16 protein-coding genes and 1 tRNA gene are annotated in these 21,902 nt (G+C 64.9%); 7 read left to right on the top strand and 10 right to left on the bottom strand.

The annotated features are described in order from the left end of the window. Positions 1-3: 3 nt before the first annotated feature. The 3 genes from carB to ESB00_RS01770 form a co-directional block, all read right to left on the bottom strand. Positions 4-3,243: a carbamoyl-phosphate synthase large subunit gene (carB, locus tag ESB00_RS01780; RefSeq protein ID WP_129046015.1), complete on the bottom strand. Its 3,240-nt coding sequence runs from the start codon at positions 3,241-3,243 to the stop codon at positions 4-6. Positions 3,244-3,337: 94 nt separating this feature from the next. Further along, on the bottom strand, positions 3,338-4,594 hold the full coding sequence (locus ESB00_RS01775) for a sigma-54-dependent transcriptional regulator (RefSeq protein ID WP_129046014.1): 1,257 nt from the start codon (positions 4,592-4,594) through the stop codon (positions 3,338-3,340). A gap of 71 nt (positions 4,595-4,665) precedes the next feature. Beyond that, a complete protein-coding gene (locus tag ESB00_RS01770; RefSeq protein ID WP_129046013.1) occupies positions 4,666-5,841 on the bottom strand; it encodes a type II secretion system F family protein in 1,176 nt (391 codons plus the stop codon). A 117-nt stretch (positions 5,842-5,958) separates the two neighbouring features. Between ESB00_RS01770 and ESB00_RS01765 the strand changes: the two genes are divergently transcribed. Beyond that, positions 5,959-6,032: transfer RNA gene (locus tag ESB00_RS01765), tRNA-Gly, on the top strand. A gap of 14 nt (positions 6,033-6,046) precedes the next feature. Here the strand turns inward: ESB00_RS01765 and ESB00_RS01760 are convergent. Next, positions 6,047-6,946, bottom strand: coding sequence for a YcaO-like family protein (locus ESB00_RS01760; RefSeq protein WP_129046012.1), 900 nt, complete (start codon positions 6,944-6,946; stop codon positions 6,047-6,049). 492 nt (positions 6,947-7,438) lie between these two features. On the opposite strand from ESB00_RS01760, the gene ESB00_RS01755 reads away from it, so the two are divergent. Then, positions 7,439-11,182 carry an ATP-binding protein gene (locus ESB00_RS01755; protein WP_129046011.1) on the top strand — a complete coding sequence of 1,248 codons (3,744 nt, stop codon included), beginning with the start codon at positions 7,439-7,441 and terminating at the stop codon, positions 11,180-11,182. Here ESB00_RS01755 and ESB00_RS01750 read toward each other — a convergent pair. Then, on the bottom strand, positions 11,142-11,858 hold the full coding sequence (locus ESB00_RS01750) for a response regulator transcription factor (protein WP_246026393.1): 717 nt from the start codon (positions 11,856-11,858) through the stop codon (positions 11,142-11,144). The genes ESB00_RS01755 and ESB00_RS01750 overlap by 41 nt on opposite strands. A gap of 43 nt (positions 11,859-11,901) precedes the next feature. Here ESB00_RS01750 and ESB00_RS01745 point away from each other — a divergent pair, with 43 nt between their 5' ends. Beyond that, entirely contained in the window at positions 11,902-12,621 is a 720-nt protein-coding gene (locus ESB00_RS01745; RefSeq protein WP_246026392.1) for an RsmE family RNA methyltransferase, read from the top strand. Here ESB00_RS01745 and ESB00_RS01740 read toward each other — a convergent pair. Continuing rightward, entirely contained in the window at positions 12,587-13,168 is a 582-nt protein-coding gene (locus tag ESB00_RS01740; RefSeq protein WP_129046008.1) for an RsmD family RNA methyltransferase, read from the bottom strand. The genes ESB00_RS01745 and ESB00_RS01740 overlap by 35 nt on opposite strands. A 190-nt stretch (positions 13,169-13,358) precedes the next feature. On the opposite strand from ESB00_RS01740, the gene ESB00_RS01735 reads away from it, so the two are divergent. The 4 genes from ESB00_RS01735 to ESB00_RS01720 are packed head-to-tail and all read left to right on the top strand — an operon-like array spanning position 13,359 to position 17,362. Further along, the gene (locus ESB00_RS01735) at positions 13,359-14,810 is read left to right on the top strand and encodes a hypothetical protein (RefSeq protein WP_129046007.1); all 1,452 of its coding nucleotides are present in this window, start codon (positions 13,359-13,361) and stop codon (positions 14,808-14,810) included. Continuing rightward, positions 14,807-15,559: an MlaE family ABC transporter permease gene (locus ESB00_RS01730; protein WP_129046006.1), complete on the top strand. Its 753-nt coding sequence runs from the start codon at positions 14,807-14,809 to the stop codon at positions 15,557-15,559. The genes ESB00_RS01735 and ESB00_RS01730 overlap by 4 nt, the downstream gene beginning before the upstream one ends. Before the next feature lie 2 nt (positions 15,560-15,561). Beyond that, positions 15,562-16,377, top strand: coding sequence for an ABC transporter ATP-binding protein (locus ESB00_RS01725; protein WP_129046005.1), 816 nt, complete (start codon positions 15,562-15,564; stop codon positions 16,375-16,377). Further along, positions 16,370-17,362, top strand: coding sequence for an MlaD family protein (locus ESB00_RS01720; protein WP_129046004.1), 993 nt, complete (start codon positions 16,370-16,372; stop codon positions 17,360-17,362). Before ESB00_RS01725 ends, ESB00_RS01720 begins: the two co-directional genes overlap by 8 nt. A gap of 78 nt (positions 17,363-17,440) precedes the next feature. On the opposite strand, the gene ESB00_RS01715 is transcribed toward ESB00_RS01720, so the two are convergent. The 4 genes from ESB00_RS01715 to ESB00_RS01700 all read right to left on the bottom strand — a co-directional run bounded on the left by ESB00_RS01715 (position 17,441) and on the right by ESB00_RS01700 (position 21,705). Next, positions 17,441-17,935, bottom strand: a complete 495-nt coding sequence (locus ESB00_RS01715; protein WP_129046003.1) for a hypothetical protein — start codon at positions 17,933-17,935, stop codon at positions 17,441-17,443. Positions 17,936-18,104: 169 nt separating this feature from the next. Beyond that, positions 18,105-18,920: a LytR/AlgR family response regulator transcription factor gene (locus tag ESB00_RS01710; RefSeq protein ID WP_129046002.1), complete on the bottom strand. Its 816-nt coding sequence runs from the start codon at positions 18,918-18,920 to the stop codon at positions 18,105-18,107. Continuing rightward, on the bottom strand, positions 18,917-20,053 hold the full coding sequence (locus ESB00_RS01705) for a sensor histidine kinase (protein ID WP_129046001.1): 1,137 nt from the start codon (positions 20,051-20,053) through the stop codon (positions 18,917-18,919). The genes ESB00_RS01710 and ESB00_RS01705 overlap by 4 nt, the downstream gene beginning before the upstream one ends. Continuing rightward, positions 20,050-21,705 (bottom strand): ABC transporter substrate-binding protein, encoded by a 1,656-nt coding sequence (locus tag ESB00_RS01700; RefSeq protein ID WP_164975980.1) that lies wholly within the window; start codon positions 21,703-21,705, stop codon positions 20,050-20,052. The genes ESB00_RS01705 and ESB00_RS01700 overlap by 4 nt, the downstream gene beginning before the upstream one ends. Positions 21,706-21,902: the final 197 nt, after the last annotated feature.

Here is a 21,902-nt window from a genome sequence, read left to right as displayed (position 1 = left end):
GGCTCAAGTCACCGCGACGACGCTGTGCTTGTATTGCTGCACGGGACGCACGTCCACGAGCTTGGCGCGCATGGCCTTGATGCCGTTGATCGAAGCGCGGACGCCGGTGATCGAGGTCATGATGCAGACGTTGTTGGCCCAGGCGGCGGCGCGGATGGCGTTCTCGTCGTGGCGCGGGATCATGCCGCGCGGCGTGTTGATCACGAAGGAGATTTCGCCGTTCTTGATCATGTCGATGCAGTTCGGACGGCCCTCGAGGAGCTTGTTGACGTGCTGCACCTCGACGCCGTTTTCCCGCAGGAGTTTCGCCGTGCCGCTGGTCGAACAGAGCGTGAAGCCGAGCGCGATGAACTCGCGCGCCAAGTCCACCGCGAGGGGCTTGTCGGAATCCTTCACGCTGAAGAACACCTTGCCCTTGAGCGGCAGGCCGGGCTTGGCGGCCATCTGGCTTTTCGCGAAAGCGATGCCGAGATCCTCGTCGATACCCATGACTTCGCCGGTCGAACGCATCTCGGGGCTGAGCATGATCGCCGCGCCGGGGAAACGGTTGAAGGGGAACACGGCCTCCTTCACGCACCAGTGCTTCGGCTGGATTTCCTTGGTGAAGCCGAGGTCCTTCAGTTTGGCACCGGCCATGACACGGGCCGCGAGCTTGGCCAGCGGCACGCCGATGGCCTTGGCCACGAAGGGCACGGTGCGCGAGGCGCGCGGGTTGACCTCAAGCACGTAGAGCTGGCTGTCCTTGATGGCGAACTGGACGTTCATGAGGCCGACGACCTTCAGCGCCTTGGCCAGGGCGTAGGTCGCGGTGCGGATCTCGGCCTTCATCGCCGCAGGCAGCGTGTGCGGCGGCATCACCATCGCGGCGTCGCCCGAATGCACGCCGGCATACTCGATGTGCTCGAGCATGCCGCCGACCAGGGTGGTTTCACCGTCGCTGATGCAGTCGACGTCCACCTCGACGGCGTCCTCCAGGAACTTGTCGATGAGCACGGGCTTGCCGGGCATCACGTCGAACACCTGGCGCACGACCTCCCGCAGTTCGGTTTCGCTGTAGAGGATGAACATGCCGCGGCCGCCGAGCACGAAGGACGGGCGCACGAGCACCGGATAACCGAGCTCGGCGGCGCTGGCAATGGCCTCGGGCTCCGACATGGCGATGCGGCCGGCGGGGGATTTGAGCTTCACCTGATCCAGCACGGCGGCGAAGAGCTTGCGGTCCTCGGCGGTGTCGATGCTTTCCGGGGAGGTGCCGATGATGTTCACGCCGCGGGCCTTCAGGGCGCTGGCGAGGTTGAGCGGAGTCTGGCCGCCGAACTGCGCGATGGCGCCGACGCAGCCCTCCTGTTCGTAAACTTCCAGCACGTCCTCGAGCGTGAGCGGCTCGAAGTAGAGCCGGTCGGAAGTGTCGTAGTCGGTTGAAACCGTCTCGGGGTTCGAGTTGATCATCACCGTCTCGAAGCCGGCCTGGCGCAGGGCGAACGACGCATGCACGCAGCAGTAGTCGAACTCGATGCCCTGACCGATGCGGTTCGGGCCGCCGCCGATGATCATGATCTTTTTCTTCTGCGACGGGATGATCTCGTTCTCATCGCCGTAGCTGGAGTAGTAGTAGGGCGTGAAGGCCTCGAACTCCGCAGCACAGGTGTCCACCAGCCGGTAGGTTGTGTTGACGCCGGCTTTTTTCCGATGGGCGCGCATCGTGTCGAAATCGGTCTTGAGAATATGCGCGAGCTGGGCGTCGGAGAAACCGAACTGCTTGGCGCGGCGCAGCAGCGTGGCCGGCAGCGTGGCGAGCGTGTGTGACCGGACAGATTCCTCCATCTCGTGGAGTTCGCGCAGCTGGTGCAGGAACCACGGATCGATCTTCGACAGCTCAAAGATGTCGTCCACCGACAGGCCGGCCTTGAAGGCCCAGCGGAGGTAATAGACGCGCTCGGCGTTGGGTGTGCCGAGTTTTTGCCGGATGGTGGCCTCGTCGGGCAGTTCGTCGCCACCCCACTTGCCGCCGCCGCCGAAGCCGCGGGCGCCGGTCTCGAGCGAACGCAGGCACTTCTGGAACGACTCCTTGAAGGTGCGACCAATGGCCATGGCCTCGCCCACGGACTTCATGGCCGAGGTGAGCGTGGTGTTGGCACCGGGGAACTTTTCGAAAGTGAAGCGCGGAATCTTGGTGACGACGTAGTCGATCGTCGGCTCGAAGCTCGCGGGCGTGAGGCGCGTGATGTCGTTGCGCAGCTCGTCGAGCGTATAACCGACGGCGAGCTTGGCCGCGATCTTGGCGATGGGGAAACCGGTGGCCTTGGACGCGAGCGCGGAGGAGCGCGACACGCGCGGGTTCATCTCGATCACGACCTGCCGGCCGGTCTTGGGATCGATGGAGAACTGGATGTTCGAACCGCCCGTCGCCACGCCGATCTCGCGGATGACGGCAAAGGAGGCGTCGCGCATCACCTGGTATTCCTTGTCGGTGAGCGTCATCGCCGGGGCGACGGTGATCGAGTCGCCCGTATGCACGCCCATGGGGTCGAAGTTCTCGATGGAGCAGATGACCACGCACTGGTCCTTGTGGTCACGCATGACCTCCATCTCATATTCCTTCCAGCCGAGGAGACATTCTTCGACGAGCACCTCGTGGACGGGCGAGACCTCGAGGCCGTTGGTCACGATCTGGTCGAATTCCTCGCGGTTGTAGGCGATGCCACCGCCGGAGCCGCCGAGGGTGAAACTCGGGCGGATGATGAGGGGCATCGTGCCGATGTGGTCGGCGGCATCGCGCGCCTCGTTGAGCGTGTGGACGGTGCGCGACTTGGCCACATCGAGGCCGATGCGCAGCATGCACTGCTTGAAGAGCTCGCGGTCCTCGCCCTTCTGGATGGCCTCGGGCTTGGCGCCGATCATCTCGACCTTGTAGCGGTCGAGGATGCCGGCCTTGTGCAACTCCATCGAAAGGTTCAGCGCGGTCTGGCCGCCCAAGGTGGGGAGCAGCGCGGAGGGCCGCTCCTTGGCGATGATTTTCTCCAGAATATCAACGGTCAGCGGCTCGATGTAGGTGACGTCGGCGAACTCCGGATCCGTCATGATCGTGGCCGGGTTGGAGTTCACCAAAATGACGCGGTAGCCCTCCTCCTTGAGCGCCTTGCAGGCTTGGGTGCCGGAATAGTCGAATTCGCAGGCCTGGCCGATAACAATGGGGCCGGCGCCGATGATCAGGATGGACTCGAGGTCTGTGCGTTTGGGCATGGGCGTGAGCGCCCGCGAGGCTTGCTACCCCCCTAGGGCGGGGCAAGCGGTAAAGCATCCGTGACGCGGGACGCCGCAGTTTCCCGCAAACCGCTCAGTCCAGCTGCGCGGGATCGACGCCGAGGATCTTGGCCGCCTTGGCCTTGTCACCCTGGCAGGCGTTGAGCACCCGTGTGATGTAGAGTTTTTCCTGACCGGCGAGGTAGTCGGAGAGCTTGGGCCAGTCTTTCAGTTCATGCAGCCGGAGCGGCAGCTGGGCCGAGGTCACCACCCGGGCCTCCGTGGTGGTGAGAATCTGGGAGATGACCTGGGTAAATTCGTCCAGGTTGCCCGGCCAGCGACAAGTCCGGAGCGTGGCCAGAGCGTCGGCGGAAAACTCCACGAGCCGGGGGTCGATCTGCGGATTGGAAACCTTGGCGGCGATGCTCTTGAGCAGGAGCGGAATGTCCTCCGTGCGCTCCCGCATGGGCGGCATCTCCACCGGCAGGGCGGCGATCCGGTAGAAGAGCTCCTCGTTGAACGCGCCCGCTTCTGAAAGCTTCTCCAAGTCCTCCTCGGTAGCGCAGATGAGGCGGAAATTGTGCGCGTTGTTGCGGATGACGGAAATCAGTTCGGACTGGGCCTCTTTGGGCAGGCTCTGGAGGTGCGTCAGGAACAGGGTGCCGCCCTTGGCCTGCTGCACCCAGGTGCCGCCGGCGCCGTTTTCACCCAGCAGGCCGCTCCGCAGGCTTTCCATGCTGCTCAGGCGGCAGTCGATACGGACCATCGGTTTGTCCGCCGCCGGGCCCGAGGCGTGCAGCAGTTCGGCGGCAATCTCGTGGCCGGTGCCGGCCTCGCCGGATATGAGCACAGGCGTGTGGGCGGTCGCCAGTTTCTTGAGCTGGGCGGTCAACCGCTTGATCTTGGGGCTTTGGCCGACCAAGCGGGCCTCAAAGTCGCCGCTCTTGACCGCCTCCACCGGGCCGTGGGTCTCGCGCTCGGTGACCGTGCGGCGGAACTCGAGGCTGCGCTTCAGCGCGCTCATCAGTTCGTCCACCTTGAAAGGCTTCTGCAGGTAATCGAAGGCGCCGTGTTTGAGCGCCTGGATGGCGCTCTCGGTGCTGGCGTAGGCCGTCATGATCACGACCACCGCGCCCGGGTCATACAGCTTCAGCTGCTTGAGCAACGTGATGCCGTCCATCGGCTTCATGTCGATGTCGCACAGGACCAGGTCGAATTTTTCGGCCTTGTAGCGCACCAGCGCCTTTTCCCCGTCGGTGGCGAAGGAGGTCTTGTGGCCGCTCGGCTGGATCACGGCCTCCAGCATCTCGTGGATGGAGATGAGGTCGTCGACGATGAGGATGGAGGCCATGGGAAAAGGAAGGGTCAGCTTGCGTGCTCATTATCGGCACGCAAGCGACTTTCCAAAAACCGCCTCCGCGATCACTGCATGCCGCCCGCAACCGCGCCCAGCTGGAAGATCGGGAGGAACATCGCCATGACGATGCCGCCGACCACCACGCCGAGGAACACGATGAGCATGGGCTCGATGAGCGAGGTGAGCGCGGCCACGGTGGCGTCGCACTCGGTGTCGTAGAAATCGGCGATCTTGTTCATCATGCCGTCCACGTTGCCGGTGGTTTCACCGGCCTTGACCATGTGCTTCATCATCGGCGGGAAGAACTGGTTGGCCGCCATGATGTCGGAAACCTGTCCGCCCTGGCTGACGTGCTTGGCGATCTCGACGCAGGCATCCTCGACCTGCACCTTGCCGCTCGCCGCCGAGACAATCTCCAGCGTGCGCAGGATCGGCACGCCGGAGCGCATGAGCGTGGCGTAGGTGCGGCAGAAGCGGGAAAGCGCGATCTTGTGCACGAGGTTGCCGAAAATGGGGGCCCGGATGAGGAAGCGGTGCCACTGGCGACGGCCGTTGGGCGTGGCGGTGTATTTGTTGAAGAAGATCCAGCCGATGTAGCCGAGCACACCCAGGTGGAGGATGCTGATCTTGGTAACGATGCCGGGGATGCTCATGTCCGGCTTGAGGAAATTGCTTAGCTCAATGAGCATCTGGGTCGGGGCCGGCAGCTTGGCACCGAAGTCGTTGAACATCGCCGCGAACACCGGAATCACGAAGATCAGCAGCACGTTCACCAGCGCGATCGCCAGGCCGATGACGGCGATGGGGTAAGTCATGGCGGACTTTACCTTCTTGGTGAGCTTGACGGTGGACTCGAAGTAGCTGGCCACCTTGCCGAGAATTTCGGCCAGACCGCCCGACGCTTCACCGGCCTCAACCATCGAGACGAACAGCGAATTGAAGGAGTTGGGAAATTTTTTGACCGCGGCGGAGAAGGAGGTGCCGGTCGAGATGTCGTTGCGCACATCGCGGATCACGATGCGGAATACCTGGTCCTCGGTCTGGTCCTGCAGGGCTTCGAGACAGGATACGAGCGGGAGACCAGCCTGGAGCAGCGACGCGAGCTGGCTGGTGAAGAGGGAGAGCTCCCCGAGGTCGAGCTTGTAGGTCTTCGCTTTCTTCTCGAGGGCCTTCTGCTTGGCCATCGCCTGGGCCGCCCTGACATTGGATTGTTGTTTCCCGGAGGTAGCAGGTGTCGCCATGGTGCGGGGAAGTAAGGGATTATTGTGGGGGCGGGCAATCCCTTTTCGGCCGCGACCTTCCGTGACCGAACAAAAGCTTGAACGCGTCTGCTCCCGGGCCACGCTCACCCCCGTTTCGCGGCTATAGTTTAATGGTAAAACCTCTGCCTTCCAAGCAGGTGTCGTCGGTTCGATTCCGACTAGCCGCTCCAGCTTCCGTGAATAATCACCAGAAGAAATAGTTCTCCTCGTCGCCGAGGAAGCGGTCGCTGGGCGGGGCAAAGACCACCCGCCAGACGTCGGCGTAGCGGGACCAGGGCCCGGGCACTGCTCCATCGAACACCAGCTTCGGTCGAGCAGCAGGTTTTTTGTGGGCCGACCGCAACCGCTCAAGAAAGAGCTCATGACCGGTCTCGGTAGCGAAGAACAAACACCGCCGCTCGATCGGATGCGCGCTCTCGGGCAGGCCGTCAGTGAGTCGCCCGGCATGACAGGCTGCGAACCTGGCGATGATCAGGGCGTGCCGCTCCATCTCGATGGCCGCCTTGCGGCAGGCTCCCGCAAAGTCCGGTGCCGCCGCATGGCCATAGGCCACGAACCCATCAGCTGTGCGACGGAAAAGCACCACGGTGACCGCCGGCAACTCCGAACAGATCGTCGCCACGCTCACTCCGGGCCACTGGCTGTCAGACTCGGCCGCCGGCAGATGCCCTTCCCACCAGTGCAGCAGATTGTGCCGCTCCGTCGCCTCCAGCAAGACGGCGACCCTCGCTTGCCGGGTGCAAAGTCCCGGGAAAGCAGCCATCCCGTTGCTGGAAGGATCCACGTCGAAGCCGTAACGCGATCGCGCGGCAGAATTGTGCAACTGCCAGTGGGCCCAGCGCTCCATGGACTCGGATATGGCCATGAAGCGCGCCACCATCGGTGACGCGGCGGTGCCGGTGCCATGTGCCGGGTTGAACACCTGGTCGCGCCAAGAGTGCCCCACCAGCCCATCCCTCAGAAAGGCATTGGCGAGAAACGCCCGCCGGCCCAACACCGTCATGTCAGCCAGCTGCAAACGCTCCACGGGGCCGCCGGCTACGGTCAGGACATCGCGGAAGCGGTATGCCGCCAGACTGAACATGATGACGATTGCTCCTCAAACCGACTCCCGCCGGGTTGGGAAAATGCACATGCTGGTGAGAGACGCACCGTGGGCGGTCGCAGCCCATTCATGACCGGTCCAGGAAAGCGGATCGAGTTTCTGGGCCAAACGAACAAGACCTAGGCTGAGACAAAGGCTCGAAGAGAGCCCGCAGAAGAGGGTGGTGATGATTTTCATAACGTCCCAAATATCGCCTGGCCGGGCAAAAATATGACGACGGAAACCGCCTGAAATGCAGCCTCTACAGCCCGGCTCGGCTTTCCTGTCCTAAGCCTGATTTCTGGTGCGAATGTCGTTTGCCTGACAGCGGCTTGCGTGATAAACCTCCCGTCGATCAGGATCGCCGTGAGTCCTAAACGCTTTTTATACCCGATTCTGCTTCTCCCGTGTCTTATCGCCGGCCCGGTGCGAGGCACGTGGACAGACCAAACCGCCGGCTTGGCCTGGGTGGAACACTACCTACCCCGCCAGATGGGATTCGATTATGCCTACAACTGGTTCGTGCATCAGGATCCCTTGGGTCGCCTCCTCGTGGGAGGCAACGGACTGGCCGTATTCGACGGACAATCCTGGACCGTGCACGCCGCGAAAGAACTGACAGCCCTCCGGACGATCGAGTTTGGACCGGGTGGGCGGCTCTGGGCAGGTGCGCTCAACGAAATCGGCTATCTCACCGAACCAACGGTCGGTCGCTTCCACTATCACTCTCTGCTGGATCGACTGCCGGCAGACGAGCGTAACGTGGAGCACATCTGGGGCAGCGGCCTGGCGGGGGATCAGGTTTTTTTCATCGGCACCGCGAAGGTCTATCGCTGGGACGGCTCCCGGTTTCGCATCTGGACCTTCCCGGGGAAGGGCCGGCTTTTCCCGTTCAAGTTCGGCGGCGAAAGCTGGTTTCATCATCTCGAGTCCGGTCTGTATCGCCTGACGACCTCCGGTCCCGTCCTCGAGATCGCGGCCGAACATTTGCCTGCCGGAGGCCTCTTCGGACTGCGCCGCGATGACCGCGGGCTGACCGTGGTAAGCAGTCTGGGATTTTTCCGACCCGGCGATCCCCCGGAGGCTGTTTTCGGGCCGGAACTTCAGCAGCTCATCGTCGCGAACCGCCTGATCGGCTACGTTGAACTGCCCGATGGGAACATCTTGGTCGGCACTCTCAACGGCGGGCTCCTTGTGATCGACCCGGCGGGCAAACTGGTGCGCCGGATCAGCCTCTCCGACCATCCGGCCGTCGCCGGTATCCAAACCCTCCACCGGCTACCAAATGGCACCGTGTGGTGCTCGACCTACGACGGCATTTTCCGGGTGGAGCCGACTGGCACCGCCACCTTGCATACCGAGCGCAATGGGCTCGAAGGCGGCGTGCAGGATTTCGTCTGCACCCGCGAGGAAATCTATCTCACCAACAAGAACGCCATCTATCGGCTAAAGCCCGGCTTCGGCGAAGCCGCCCGGATTGCCCCGGTTACCGAGCTGAACGAACGCTACACCCGGATGCACGCGACCCCCGACCGGCTGCTGCTCGCCCGGCATGGTGGCATCGACCAATGGGCGGGAGGACAACCCGGCAATATTTATCAAGTCCTGGCCAAGGGGGTTTATGCCATCACGGCCTCGCGTGTCCGGGCGAAAACCTATTACCTCTCCGAGGGAGACACCCTGGCCGAGCTGAGCGCGAAGGAGGACGGTAGTTTCGCGGTGCGGCAATTCGGACAGATTCCGGGCTTCGGCCGGTGGATCGCTGAAGACTCACAAGGGACGGTCTGGGTCGGCACCGCCAGCGAGGGCGTGTTCACGGTTGATCCGGTCAGTGGCAAGACCCAGAGGTTGAGTGATCCGACCACCGGTCTGCCCACTCGCGGGCAGATTTGTTTCGGTGACGCCCCCGCACAACTGCTTGTTTTTGCCAGTGAACGGGTCTTCCTCGCGGACCCAAGCAGCCGGCAGCTGCACGATTTGCTGGTTTTGCCCGGCATCTCGCCACGATTCGCCACTCCGATCCCCGGCACCCGGGATACGCTCGTCGCTTTCACCCGGCTGCGAGCCCCCGGCACGGAGTTCGAATCGGAAGGCCTGGGTCGCATTATCCACCACGCCGACAGTTCGGCCACCTGGATGGAACTGGACGTTCCGGCGCTGGAATCTGTCGGTCTCGTGCAAACACTCACCTTTACCCAGGAACACGCCCAACCCGTGCTCTGGGTCGGCGGCTCCGAGCGTCTGCTGCGCCTCGACTTCGCCAGCGTGCCTCCACTCGCGCCCCCTTCCCCTCCGTCCATTCATCTGGACCGGGCGATTTCGAGCCCGCCCGCCCGCCCGGAAGGCGCGGATTTTCCATTCTCCCGCCACCGTGTGGGCTTTCGCATTTTCACCGGCGATCCCATGTCGGCCCGGCACTGGCTCGTGCAAACCCGGGTTGCGCCCCACGGCGACTGGTCCGTCCCTTCCCGCCGCCTGAGCCAAGACCTGTCCAACCTGTCCGAGGGCAATTACCAGCTTGAGGCCCGCACCGTAAACCCGGCGGGGCAGACCAGCATCCCTGCGGTTTTCTCCTTCCGCATTCTCCCGCCCTGGTATCGCTCCAAGGGAGCTTACGCCAGTTATGGACTCCTGCTGGCTGCCGGCGTGTGGCTGACCATCCGGGTGCGCGAGCGCCGCAGTCGCACCCAGCAGGAGGCACTTGAAAACACCGTCCGGCTCCGGACCGCCGAACTCGTGAAGGCCAACGCGGCCAAGGATGAGTTTCTCGCGAGCGTGAGCCACGAGATCCGCAACCCGATGAACGGTGTCATCGGCATATCCGAATCCCTGCCAACAGTGGGGCTCGATCCCGAGAGTCAGCGCAAGTTCGGCCTGTTGCGGGCCTGCGCCGACCACCTCGCCTCGCTGCTGGAGGACCTGCTCGACCTCTCCAGGATGCAGGCCGGTGTCGTCGAGATCGAGTCCAGGCCCTTCGATCTGCACGCCCTGGTGGATTCGGTGGCGGCCATGACCGCGGCCGACAGCGAGCAGCGCCGCATCCCCGTGGAAATCGCGGTCTCCCCGGGCGTGCCGCGTCACTTGCGCGGCGACCCCCGTCGCATCCGTCAGATCCTGCTCAACTTTGTGAGCAACGCCCTGAAGTTCTCCGGTCGCGGCACGGTCGAGGTCACCGTATGGTGCCAGCCGGCCGGTCCCGAGCGCACCGAGGTCTTCTTTGCCGTCGCCGACGAGGGGCCGGGTATTTCTGCCGAGGAAAAGCAGCGGCTCTTCCGCCGTTTTGAACGCGGGGCCGCCGCCCGCGGCGGACGGGTGGCCGGCACCGGCCTCGGCCTCGCACTTTGCAAGGGCTACGCCGAGAAAATGGGCGGGCGCATCTGGCTCGAAAGCGAACCCGGCCGGGGCTCATGTTTCAACTTCAGCGTGCCGCTCCAACTCGCACCCGAACCGGACGAGCAGCCGACCGCCGCGGCTCCCGCCACGCACGCTCCCGCCGGTCGCGCCCTGGTGGTGGACGACCAGGAATACAACCGTGTGGTCCTCGCCGACCTGCTCGCCCGCTTCGGTTACGCCGTGGATACCGTCGGCGACGGAACCGAAGCGATGGCACTCGCTACCCGGCACGAATATGCACTGGTCTTCCTCGACTACGACCTGCCCGGCCTGGGCGGCCTCGATGTTGCCCGGGGCCTCCGCGCCCTGCCCGGCGGTTCGGCCCGGGCGCGGATCTTCGCCACCACCGCGTTCAACACCCCGGAAAAACAACGCGAATGCCGCGAGGCGGGCATGGACGCCTTCCTCGGCAAACCCGTTACCCCGGATCGCCTCCGCAAGGCCCTGGTCGCAGCCCGCGTGATTGTGGCGGCCGCGGAGGAGAAACCGGCCCCCGATTCCGACGGCTTGGCCAACCTCCGCCTGCTCGCCACCAAGAAGCAGGTGCGCTTCGCCGACGAAGTCGCGCTCTACCTCGCGGAAATGCAGGAAGAGGTCGGATTGCTGGAGGAGGCCATCCGGAACCGGCACAACGCCGATGGCGCGCGCTATGCCCACCGCCTTTGCGGTCGCTTCAACTTCATCCACGAAAAAGAGCTCGCCGGGCTGTGCCGCCGCCTGGAGGAGAATTCCACCAAGGGCCGCTGGCCCGAGCTACAGACGCTCTGGCCGTGTTTCCTGACGTCGATCGCAGCGCTGCGCGCTAGGTTGGTTTCTTCCGGCCCAGCTGTTCCGCCCGCGTAAGCCCGTTCACGATCGCATAGTGGATCAGCTTCGGGGTGGAGTGGATGTCCAGCTTGCGCATGATGTCCCGCCGGCGCGACTGCACCGTCGCCGACGCGACGTTGAGCGTGTTGGCAATTTCGTCGTCCGACTTGGACTCGCCGATCATGGAGAGGATGCGCATCTCGTAATCCGACAACACGCGCACAAAGGACTTCGGGTCGCGTCGGATCGCCGCGCTCGATTGATTGACGATCTGCGTGTAGAAAACGCGGCCGCCCAGGACGGCGTGAATGGCTTCCGAGACGACGTTCGGCCGCTGGTCGGTCTTGTCCACGAAGCCATGGATGCCGATGCGCTGGACCTGCAACATCGTCCAGGGATCGTGGTGCGAGGAAATGGCCAGAATCTTCACGCGGGGCTGCTCCTCGATGATCTGTCGCGCCAGGTCGAGGCCGTCCCCGTCGGGCAGGGAGATGTCGAGCAGGACCAGATCGGGCCGGTGCTGGCGGATCGACGCCAGCCCCTCGCGATAGCCCGTCGCATGCTGCAAAACCTCCAACCGCAGGTCGCGGCAGTGAAACTGCAGGAACTCCGCCACGAGCCGCTGATCCTCGACGATCACAACCCGGCCGATGCATGCGGCACCTCCATCCATGCCTGGTGTTGTGTCGGGCATTTTCACGCGTTTAGTCATTCTGTCTGGGCGCAAGTTTTCGGCAAGCTCCTCCTGCCTCAATGTGAACATCATTCTTTTTCATCCCGCGGAAGTCGAGCTTCCCCTGTCAGGGAACGATGCCCGTTCCCGTCATATTCTCACGGTGCTCAAGCGCGGAGCCGGCGACAGCTTCGATGCCGGACTGGTGAACGGTCCACGCGGCAAGGCCACGCTTGAGGCCATCGGCGCCGATGGCGCGCTGCACCTGTCGTTTGCCTGGGGCGCAGAGCCCGCCCCCCTCGCGCCGATCCGTCTGCTCGTCGGCCTGCCGCGTCCGCAGACCGCCCGTGACATCCTGCGCGAGGGTGCTTCGCTGGGAATAGAGGCGATGGAATTCGTGCGCACGGAGCGTGGCGAGCCCTCCTACGCGCAGAGTTCGCTCTGGTCTTCCCGCGAGTGGGAAACCCTGCTTACCACCGGGGCCGCGCAGGCATTTTGCACGCGACTGCCCGTCGTGCGGCATGGGCACACGCTCGCCGAGGCTCTGGCTGCACCTGCGCAAGGCGCGCGGCTCGCGCTGGACAATTACGAGGCGTCGCAACCCTTGAGCCGCGTGGGCCTGCCGGCCGGAGCGCAGGTGACAATCGCGATCGGCTCGGAACGCGGCTGGACGGCGACGGAGCGCGACTTGTTGCTGCGGCGCGGATTTTTGTTCGTTCATCTTGGCGAACGGGTGCTTCGCACCGAGACCGCGTGCGTCGCCGCGATCAGCCTGCTGCGGGCGAAACTGGGGCTTTCCTAAAAAACGCCGCGGTCGGCTGCCGTGCACCCTTGCCGAGCCGTTTCACACAGGTCCAGCCGGCCGGGCTCAGCTCACATTCGCCGGGCAGCTCAAACACGATCACCGGATCGGGATGGTCCTTCAGCAACCCATCCAAACGGGCGAAAAGTTTGGGCGCGATCTCGGCGATGATTTCGTAAGGCGGATCGATGAACACCAAGTCGGGCACCCCGCCGGAGGGCGTCACCGTGGTGGCGTCGGCGTTGATGACCGTGAGATCGGAGGCGGGCCGACCGAGGCTCTTGCACACGGCGGCGAGGTTTTGGCGAATAAACCCGGCGGTGCGTCCGTCCTTCTCCACAAACACCCCGCCGGCGGCCCCGCGGCTCAACGCCTCCAGCCCATAGGCTCCGCTACCGGCAAAAAGGTCCAGAAAACGCGCGCCCTCCACCCTGGCCGCCAAGCTGGAGAACACGGCCTGCCGCATCGCATCGGTGGCCGGCCGCACCGCGTCGCCTTTGGGTAGGTGGAGTGGAATACCCCGGGCTTTGCCTCCAGTAATGCGCATTATTTGCTAGAAGAGGGCTAATCAGGCGTTTCTGAGCCGGTTGGACGGAACCATTTGCGAGAGCGCCGGTTGAAACATAGCATTTGCGCCCTGCACCCATGAACTATTCTCTCCGCTGCGGTGGAAAGTCATCCTGACCTGACTGACTTCCCCGCCGACCAAAGGCAATGCCTTACCCGGACAACCAAGCATGAATTTCCGCCGTCTAGCCCGGCTGGCCGCCGCCTGCCTGCTGCTCGCCTTCGTCCCGCTCCGGGCCGGGGAGGACAACGTCTGGCCGCTCTACGTCAGCAAGGCGGACGGCACGACGGAATCCTGGCAGATTCTCGGTCCCTTGTTTTTCGGCAACACGGCGGACGGCTACACGCAGGAGGGCCTGCGCCCGCTCTACCTGGAAACCACCACCGGCGAGACGACTGAGGGCAGCTTCCTCTATCCTTTCTTCACCTGGCGCCGTCAGCCGGATTTTCAGACCTTCAGTTTCTTTCAGCTGCTCAACAACCGCAGTGATTACACCGCCGGCGGGCAGGCCGATCAACGCTTCGACGTCTGGCCTTTCTGGTTCTCCCGCGACACCGGCGACGCCGAGACCAGCTACCGGGCGCTCTTCCCGCTGCACGGCACGATCAAGAACCGCTTCGGACGCGACCGCATCCGCTTCTCCGCGTTTCCGCTCTATTCGCACACGGAGAAGGCCGGCCGCCACGTCACGCACGCCCCCTGGCCGTTCCTGCGCTTCATCGAGGGCGACGGCCACGACGGTTTTGAGTTCTGGCCGTTCTACGGCCACGTGGCCCGCGAGGGCGATTACGAGCGCCAGTTCTGGCTCTGGCCCTTCGGCTACAAGTCGGTGCGCAACCTTTCCGAACCCGAGCCGACCAAGCAGTTCGGCGTGTTGCCGTTCTACTCGCGCGAGACCAGCCCCGGCTATATCAACGAAAACTACGCGTGGCCCTTTTTCGGCTACTCCGACCGCACCCTTCCCTACCGCTACCACGAAACCCGCTGGTTCTGGCCCTTCCTCGTGCAGGGGCGCGGCGACGACCGGATGGTGAACCGCTGGGGCCCGTTCTACACGCACTCCGTCATCAAAGGCACCGACAAGACCTGGCTGCTCTGGCCGCTCTACCGCAACCAGCGCTGGACCGCCGACGGCCTCGCGCAGGACAAGACAACGTTCCTGTTCTTCCTCTATTGGTCACTGGAGCAGCGCAGCCCCGACCGCGAGGTCGCCGCCGCGCACAAGACCCACCTCTGGCCGCTGTTCAGCGCGTGGGACAACGGCGCCGGCCGCCGGCAGGTGCAGGCGCTCAGCCCCTTCGAGGTGTTTTTCCCGCGCAACGACACCGTGCGCCGGCTCTGGTCGCCGCTCTTCGCGCTCTACCGCTTCGACCGGCAGGCCGACCGCTCCGAGCGCCACGCCCTGCTCTGGAACGCCGTCACCTGGCGCCGCGGTCCGGAGGAACGCGAGTTTCACCTCGGCCCGCTCGCCGGCTACCGCGCCGACGCCAACGAGCGCCGTTTCGCACTGGGCCGGGGCCTGATCGGCTGGCGTCGCGCGGCCGGCCAACGCTGGCACCTCTTCCTGTTCGATTTTCCGTCCAAAGCCGCCATGAAGGCTGACCAAGCCGCCTCGCCATGACTTTCCTCAACGCCATCCTCGGCCACATCGGGGGCACCGTGCTCCTGCTGGCGCGCTCGCTGAAATATTTCGGCACGCTGCCCGGCCAGTCCCGCCGCGTCATCGAGCAGTGCTACATCATCGGGTTCACCTCGCTGCCCATCGTCACGATCCTGACCTTCTTCATCGGCAGCGTGCTCGCGCTCCAGAGCGGTTACAGCATGGAGAATTTCGGCGCCAAGCAGTTCATTGGCACCCTCGTCGGCCTCTCGATGGTGCGCGAACTCGGCCCGGTCATGGTCGCCATCCTCATCGCCGGCCGCGTCGGTTCCGCCATCGCCGCCGAGCTGGCCTCGATGAAGGTCTTCCAGGAGGTGGACGCGCTCGAGACCATGAACATTCCCCCCGAGCGCATCCTCGTCCTGCCGCGGCTCGCAGCGATCTTCGTGATGATGCCGCCGCTCACCCTCATCGGCATCCTCTGCGGCTGGTATGGCGGGGCGCTCGTCAGCGAATACACCCACTCCATCTCGGTGGACAACGCCGCCTACTTCGCCGCGCTGAAGGCCTACATGAAGAACCAGGACGTGATCGACGGCCTGCTCAAGGCGCAGGTCTTCGGCTTCGTGATCGTGCTCGTGTGCTGCTACATCGGTCTCTCCACCCGCGGCGGCCCCCGCGAGATCGGCGCCTCGGTCACCAAGGCCGTCGTCACCTCCCTCATCCTCATCCTGGTGCTCGACTACTTCGTCACCAAGGCCCTCCTCTGACCATGAGCACGCCTTCCGCCTCCAGCTTCACCGCCACCCCGTTCATCGGGAAAACCTTCGGCGTCACGGTCAAGGGTCTGACCAAGCAGTTCGGCCGCAGCACGGTCCTGCGCGACATCAACCTCGAGGTCCGGCCCGGTGAAATTTTCTGCCTTATGGGTCCCAGCGGCTCGGGCAAGAGCGTCCTCCTGAAACACATCGCCGGCCTCGAACGCGCCACCAGCGGCGAGGTGCGCATCGGCGAACACGACGCCTCCGATCCCGACACGCGCGACAAGGTGCACCTCGCCCTCGTCTTCCAGGCCGGTGCGCTCTTCAACTCGCTCTCGGTTTACGACAACCTCGCGCTCTACCCGCGCGAACACCGCCTGTGCGACGAGGCCGGCATCCGCGAGCGCGTGATGAACGCCCTCTCCATCCTCTCGTTGGAGAAGGCCGTGAAGAAATTTCCCTCCGAGCTCTCCGGCGGCATGAAGAAGCGCGTGGCCATCGCCCGCGCCCTCGTGATGGAGCCCCAGCTGCTCCTCTACGACGAACCCACCTCCGAGCTCGATCCCGTGATGTCCGCGACCATCAGCGAGATCATCGCCACGCTCCGCGAACAAACCGCCGTCACCAGCATCGTCGTCACGCACGACCGCTCGCTCGCCCTGAGCATCGCCGACCGCATCGGCATCATCATGGACGGCCGCATCCGCGCCCTCGGCGTGCCCGACGACTTCCGCCACCCGACCGACCCGGACATCGCCAACTTCCTCAGCCCGGTCATCGACCTCAAGAATCCCCGCTTCAAACAACTGGAGAACTCCCATGAATAACAACCAACAAGCCGTCCGCGTCGGCCTCTTCTTCCTCCTCGGCTGCGCGCTTGCCTGGATCACCTTCGAGTCGCTCAGCGGCGGCCAGATCTTCAAGCCCAAGGGCTACACGCTCGTCGCGCCCTTCGCCAACCTCAAGGGCCTCAAGACCGGCGACGACATCCTCATGGCCGGCGTGAAGATCGGCTCCGTCGCCACCACCCGCCTCGGCAACCAGCGCGTCGAAGCCGTGCTCTCCATCGATCCCAAGGTGCAGATCCCCAACGACGCCATCGCCTCCGTCGAGACCTCCAGCCTGCTCGGCTCCCAGCACCTCGCCGTGAGCTTCGGCAACTCGCCCACCTACCTCAAGGACGGCGACGAGGTGAAGACCAAGAACACCGTGGACATGAGCGAGGTCATCTCCCAGCTCGGCCAGCTCGGCGCCAAACTCGAACAGGTCGCCGACGGCGTGAGCAAGGCCCTCGGCGGTGGCGAAAGCGGCTCGCAGTCCCTCTTCAACAAGCTCGACCAGCTCGTGACCGACAACGGTCCGAAGCTCACCGAGACGGTCGCCAATCTCCAGGACATCACCGCCAAGATCAAATCTGCCGAGGGCACGCTCGGGAAACTGGTGAACGATCCCAAGCTGCACGATGAACTGCTGGTGACCGTCGGCGAGATCAAGCAGGCCGCCTCCGACGCCCGCGTGTTCATGAACGACACCAAGGGCATCGTGGCCGACGTGAAGGCCGGCAAGGGCACGCTCGGCGTGCTGCTCTACGACGACGCCACCGCCAACAGCATCAAGGTCACCGCAAAAAACCTCCGCGAGCTTTCCGACAAGATCAACAGCGGCCAGGGCACGCTCGGCAAACTCATCTCCGACGAGTCGCTCTACACCGACCTGCAGAGCACGCTCAAGAAAGCCGACCGCATGATCGACGGCCTCGGCGACCAGGGCCCCATCACCGCCGTCGGCGTCGCCGCGCAGTCGCTCTTCTGATACAATTGCAGCCGGGGCACCCCCGCCCGGAGGTATTGGAGGGGCGTCGCTTGCGACGCCCTTTTTTTGCCCGTTATGCTAACCTTTCTTCCGATATAGCCCGTCGAACGCCGTGGCCCAAGTCGCGCCGCCATCGGTCGAAGATTGCCAGAGCTGGCGCACGGTGCCGTCGGAATTCGGGATCCAGGTGATGCGGTTGACCTGCTCCTGGCCGTCGCGGCGGATAAAACGACCCTCAAGCACCATCTCGCCCATGTCGTTCAGGCCGCCGGTGAGTTCCAGTGCGCCGCCGGCGGAGACCCAAAATTGCTGCCAGCGCTTCGTGCGCGGGGTCCAGGTGTTCAGGCTCTTGCCGGTGGTGCCGTTGGCCGCCGTCCAGTTTTCCAGCAGCCCCCAGCCGTCCGCCATCCGTTCGATCCGGTTTTCGCCCTGCTTCTTGCCGTCGGGCGAAAACACCTCCCAGTCGCCGACCCAGAAATCAAACTGGCGCGCCTCGGGCGGCGGCGCCGGCGGCGTTTGGGCGGAGAGGAGGGAAACGAGAAGCAACGCAACGAGGGCGGCGGTGGTTTTCATGCGGTGAGTGTGGCCGTAGTTTTAGAGTGAGGCAACGTCACGACGACGAAGCGCTGTGAATAGCCGCCCCCCCTCCCTCCTCCTTCCTTTGGATCCTTCGCTTCGCTCAGGATGACAGACCGGAGCAAGGCGGGATGCGGCGATCCCGCCCTACAGCAACCAACATCTGTCACAGATGCGCTTTCAGCTCGTGCACGAAGGTGCGGCTAACACGGAGCTTGGTGCCGTTCGTGAGTTCAACGCTGTATTCGCCGTAGAGCGCGGGACCGGCCTTCTTCATGTGCCGGAGGTTGACGATCGTGGAGCGGTGGATGCGCACGAAGTGTTTCGGGTCGAGCCGCTCCATCATCTTCTGGAGCGACATGCGCACGAAGCGCGACTTGTCGGTCGAGTGCAGGCGCACGTAGTCGCCGTCGGACTCGATCCAAAGGATGTCGCCCGGGGCAAGCATGTGGATCTCGCCGTCGCAGCGGATGAAGAGCCGCTGGTCATCCTCGCGCGGACGCGACGCCGCGAGACCCTCGTCGGTCGCGCCGCTGGCCTTGAGCCGGTGGAGGGCCGTCATGATGTCGCCGAGCCGGCGGGCGAGTTCCTCGCGGTCGAGGCTGCGCACCGCGGTCTTGGCGCGGGTGAGCGCAGCGTTGAAGCGGGCGCGGTTGAAGGGCTTCAGCACGTAGTCCACGGCGTGGACCTCGAAGGCCTGCAGCGCGAACTGGTCGTGCGCGGTGACGAACACCGTCTGCGGGAGCAGGGCGGGCGGAAGCTTGGCGAGCACCTCGAAGCCGGAGATGCCGGGCATCTGCACGTCGAGGAAAAGCAGGTCGGGCTTGTGTTCCTTGATCGCCTCGACGGCCTGCAGGCCGTTGCCGGCTTGGCCGACGATGGAGATGTCGGGATCGGAGCGAAGCAGGGCCTCGACATTCTGCCGGGCGAGGACTTCGTCGTCCACGATGAGGGTGCGGATGAGGGCGGTGGTCGTGGTCATGGCGTGGAAGGGTTCGTGAAAGGCAGGGTCAGCCGGGCGAGGACACCGCGCGGCGGCTGGTCGCGCAGCTCGAAGCGGGCCTCGTCGCCGTAGAGCATGTGGAGGCGCGTGCGGGTGTTCTGCACGCCGATGCCGGAGCTGCCGATCAACTCGTCCCGCGGCAACGGCGGCCCGTCGTTGTAAACCGAGAGCACGAGCCGATCCTTATCGCGCCGCGCGCTCAGGCGCAGGAGCTTTGCCTCGGGGTCGCGGGAGATGCCGTGCTTCATGGCGTTTTCCACCAGCGGCTGGAGCATCAGGCAGGGCACGAGGGCCGGGAGGCATTCGGCAGGGATGTCGTATTCGACCCGCAGGCGGTCCTGGAATCGGATGCTCTCGATCTCGAAGTAACGGCGGAGAAACTCGAGCTCGTGCGCCAGCGTGTCCTGCGCCTCCTGCCGGTGTTCGAGGGAGCGGCGCAGCAGTTCGCCGAGGCCCGCGACCACCTCCTCAGCCTCGCGGGCACGGCCGTTGCGGATGAGGCTGGTGATGGAATTGAGCGTGTTGAAGAGGAAGTGCGGGTGCAGCTGCATCTTCAGGGCATCGAGGCTCGCGCGCACGAGGCGGGTTTCGAGCCGGGCGTTGGCCACGCGCAGTTCGCCGGTGAGCAGCTGCCCGGCCCGCCACTGGCGGTGGTAACCGGCGGCGTAGAGCACCGACACGACCATGAAGTAGATGAGCAGCGGCGTGTAGTTCCAGCGGCCGGCCTCGCGCAGGTCGTTCAGGATCACCGGCAGGAAGGACCCGGGCAGGTGGTTGGCCAGGAGCAGGCGCACGGCGCCCACGAGGATGAAAAAGCCCGTGATGAGAAACGCCATCAGCGTGTGCAGACCGATGGCCCACGGCCAGTGCCGGTCCAGGAGCGTGAGCCGGTGCTGCAGCCAGAGCACCGCCGGTGCCACGACCCACCAGAGCAGCCAGACCGGCCATTGGTTGAGCTTCGTGTATCGGAAGGAGGCGTCGGCCGACCCGAGCAGCCAGCCCCGGGCGTCCCAGACCAGGAACCCCGTGGTGCCAAGCAGGACGACAGCCCACAGCCCCAGCCAGCAACGCCAGTCGCGCAGACAGCAGCGCAGCAGTCCGTGGCCGTTCACGGCGGGCCTCCGGCGTGAAATTCCCCGTGTTCGACCGGAGTGATCGCGAGGCGCTTGAAAGCCTGCCGGCCGAGAGGATCCGCATACCAGCCCGCGACCTCCACGCCCAGCAGCGTGCGACGGCGCTCGAAGATCATGGGAATCGTGGGCACGTCCTCCATCACGCTCCGTTCAATCCGCTCCAGCAGGGCCAGTCGCTCCAAACCGGATCTGCGGTTGGCCTCGGCCATCAGGCGGGTGATTTCCGGGTTCGCCCAATGGGGGGCGTCAAACCGCTCGGGATGGGCGAATAGGCCCAGCAGGTCGCCCGCGTCCGGCACCGTGGCCATGAGCCCGCCCTGCATGACGTCGAACTCCCCGCGCGTGTAGCGAAGCTTGTGCTTCTCGGGGGGATCAAAGGCCAGATAGGTGCGCACGCCCAGCACGCGATACCAACGCTCGGTCCAGACCTGCAGGTAACCAAAATTCGGCCGGCGCTGGTTGACCGGCAGGATGAGCACGGGAAACCCCTTGCCGCCGGGATAGCCGGCCTCGGCCAGGAGACGGCGGGCTTCCGCTTCGTCCTCGTGCATGAGCGGCAGGCCAGGCCGGCCGGGCATGTCAGGCACCCACGAATAGGCCGGGACCAAACGGTCGGCATCAGCCTCGGCTATGGAGCCGGCCCGGTTCATGGCCAGCGCCAGCGCGCGGCGCACCCGCACATCGCGCAACGGACCGCGCGCCACATTAAGATCGAGCGAGACCACCGACATCGCCATTTCTGTCTCCTCGGTGACACAACGCGCGGTGGGCAGACCGGCCGGCGCGCCGATGGCAGGTGGGTTGGCCAGGTCGGCCCGGCCGACCGCGACCAGCAGCCGCGCCATCGCGGCGCCATCCGCCCGGATGAACTCGACGCCGGAGAGCAGAATGGTGTTCCGGTCCCGGTAGTGGGGCGAGAGCGCCAGGCGGTAGCCCTCGGCTTTCGCTTGCACGAGGCGGAACGCGCCGTTGGTGATGAGGGTGCCGGGAGCGGTCCGGTAGGGCTTGTTTTCCAGGACCGCCGCCGTTGTGGCGTGCAAGGGCACGAGGAGCGGATCGGCCAGCTCCGCCACAAAGGTCGAGCGCACGGCGTTGAGCTGGATGCGCAGCGTGAAATCATCCACCGCCTCTACGCCCAGCGCACTGGTGTCGGCCAGCTCCCCGCGGTGAATGGCCTCGGCGTTTTTCACGGGAAACAACACGGCTGCGCAGTCGAGGTTCTGGCGGATCAGACGCCGCCAGCCGCGCACAAAGTCATGGGCGGTGACCGGCTCGCCGTTGCACCACCGCCCATCGGCCCGCAGGCGAAGCTCAAGGGACAGCCGATCCTCAGACCACCGCCAGCTCACCGCCGCGGCCGCTTGGGGCTGTCCATTCTCCGGATCGCACTCGATCAGCGGTTCCCAAAGCGAGAGGATGAACTGGTTGTTCACCGGCAAAGGAAAGGTCCAGACGTGCGGATCGGGTGTCAGCTGCTGGACGTAAGCCACGCGCAACACATCCCGATCCGCCACGGGACGAGGCAGCACGGCCAGGTCGTTCCGGGGTCCCAAGAACAGTGCCAGCATGAACACGCCCGCGCCGGTCATGGCGAAGACGGTCCACCAGGGAACGCGCGGCGCGGTGTTCATGGGTTTATCGCGATTGCTGTCCATCGGACAAATCAACGCAACGTGCCGCACCCCACAACGGGAGCGCGGCCGGTGTCCACGCCGGTGCGACGAAGCGCCAAATCGGCGCGCTGAACCGCAGGCGGGAGCAGGAAGCGTCATGGTGGAGCCCGCGCTCCGCGCGGGCTTGCGGTGGGTGCGCAGCGCGGCTCTCCCCA

Origin of the sequence: Oleiharenicola lentus (assembly GCF_004118375.1) — a bacterium.
Lineage (GTDB): Bacteria > Verrucomicrobiota > Verrucomicrobiia > Opitutales > Opitutaceae > Lacunisphaera > Lacunisphaera lenta.
The sequence above is the reverse complement of the archived record's forward strand: the minus strand, read 5'-3'. Positions and strand labels throughout refer to the sequence as shown.

Bases quoted from the DNA above. Each gene is read 5' to 3' on its own strand.
- carB (WP_129046015.1), bottom strand. From the start codon at position 3,243: ATGCCCAAACGCACAGACCTCGAGTCCATCCTGATCATCGGCGCCGGC.
- ESB00_RS01775 (WP_129046014.1), bottom strand. From the start codon at position 4,594: ATGGCCTCCATCCTCATCGTCGACGACCTCATCTCCATCCACGAGATG.
- ESB00_RS01770 (WP_129046013.1), bottom strand. From the start codon at position 5,841: ATGGCGACACCTGCTACCTCCGGGAAACAACAATCCAATGTCAGGGCG.
- ESB00_RS01760 (WP_129046012.1), bottom strand. From the start codon at position 6,946: ATGTTCAGTCTGGCGGCATACCGCTTCCGCGATGTCCTGACCGTAGCC.
- ESB00_RS01755 (WP_129046011.1), top strand. From the start codon at position 7,439: ATGGGATTCGATTATGCCTACAACTGGTTCGTGCATCAGGATCCCTTG.
- ESB00_RS01750 (WP_246026393.1), bottom strand. From the start codon at position 11,858: ATGACTAAACGCGTGAAAATGCCCGACACAACACCAGGCATGGATGGA.
- ESB00_RS01740 (WP_129046008.1), bottom strand. From the start codon at position 13,168: ATGCGCATTACTGGAGGCAAAGCCCGGGGTATTCCACTCCACCTACCC.
- ESB00_RS01735 (WP_129046007.1), top strand. From the start codon at position 13,359: ATGAATTTCCGCCGTCTAGCCCGGCTGGCCGCCGCCTGCCTGCTGCTC.
- ESB00_RS01730 (WP_129046006.1), top strand. From the start codon at position 14,807: ATGACTTTCCTCAACGCCATCCTCGGCCACATCGGGGGCACCGTGCTC.
- ESB00_RS01725 (WP_129046005.1), top strand. From the start codon at position 15,562: ATGAGCACGCCTTCCGCCTCCAGCTTCACCGCCACCCCGTTCATCGGG.
- ESB00_RS01720 (WP_129046004.1), top strand. From the start codon at position 16,370: ATGAATAACAACCAACAAGCCGTCCGCGTCGGCCTCTTCTTCCTCCTC.
- ESB00_RS01715 (WP_129046003.1), bottom strand. From the start codon at position 17,935: ATGAAAACCACCGCCGCCCTCGTTGCGTTGCTTCTCGTTTCCCTCCTC.
- ESB00_RS01710 (WP_129046002.1), bottom strand. From the start codon at position 18,920: ATGACCACGACCACCGCCCTCATCCGCACCCTCATCGTGGACGACGAA.
- ESB00_RS01700 (WP_164975980.1), bottom strand. From the start codon at position 21,705: ATGAACACCGCGCCGCGCGTTCCCTGGTGGACCGTCTTCGCCATGACC.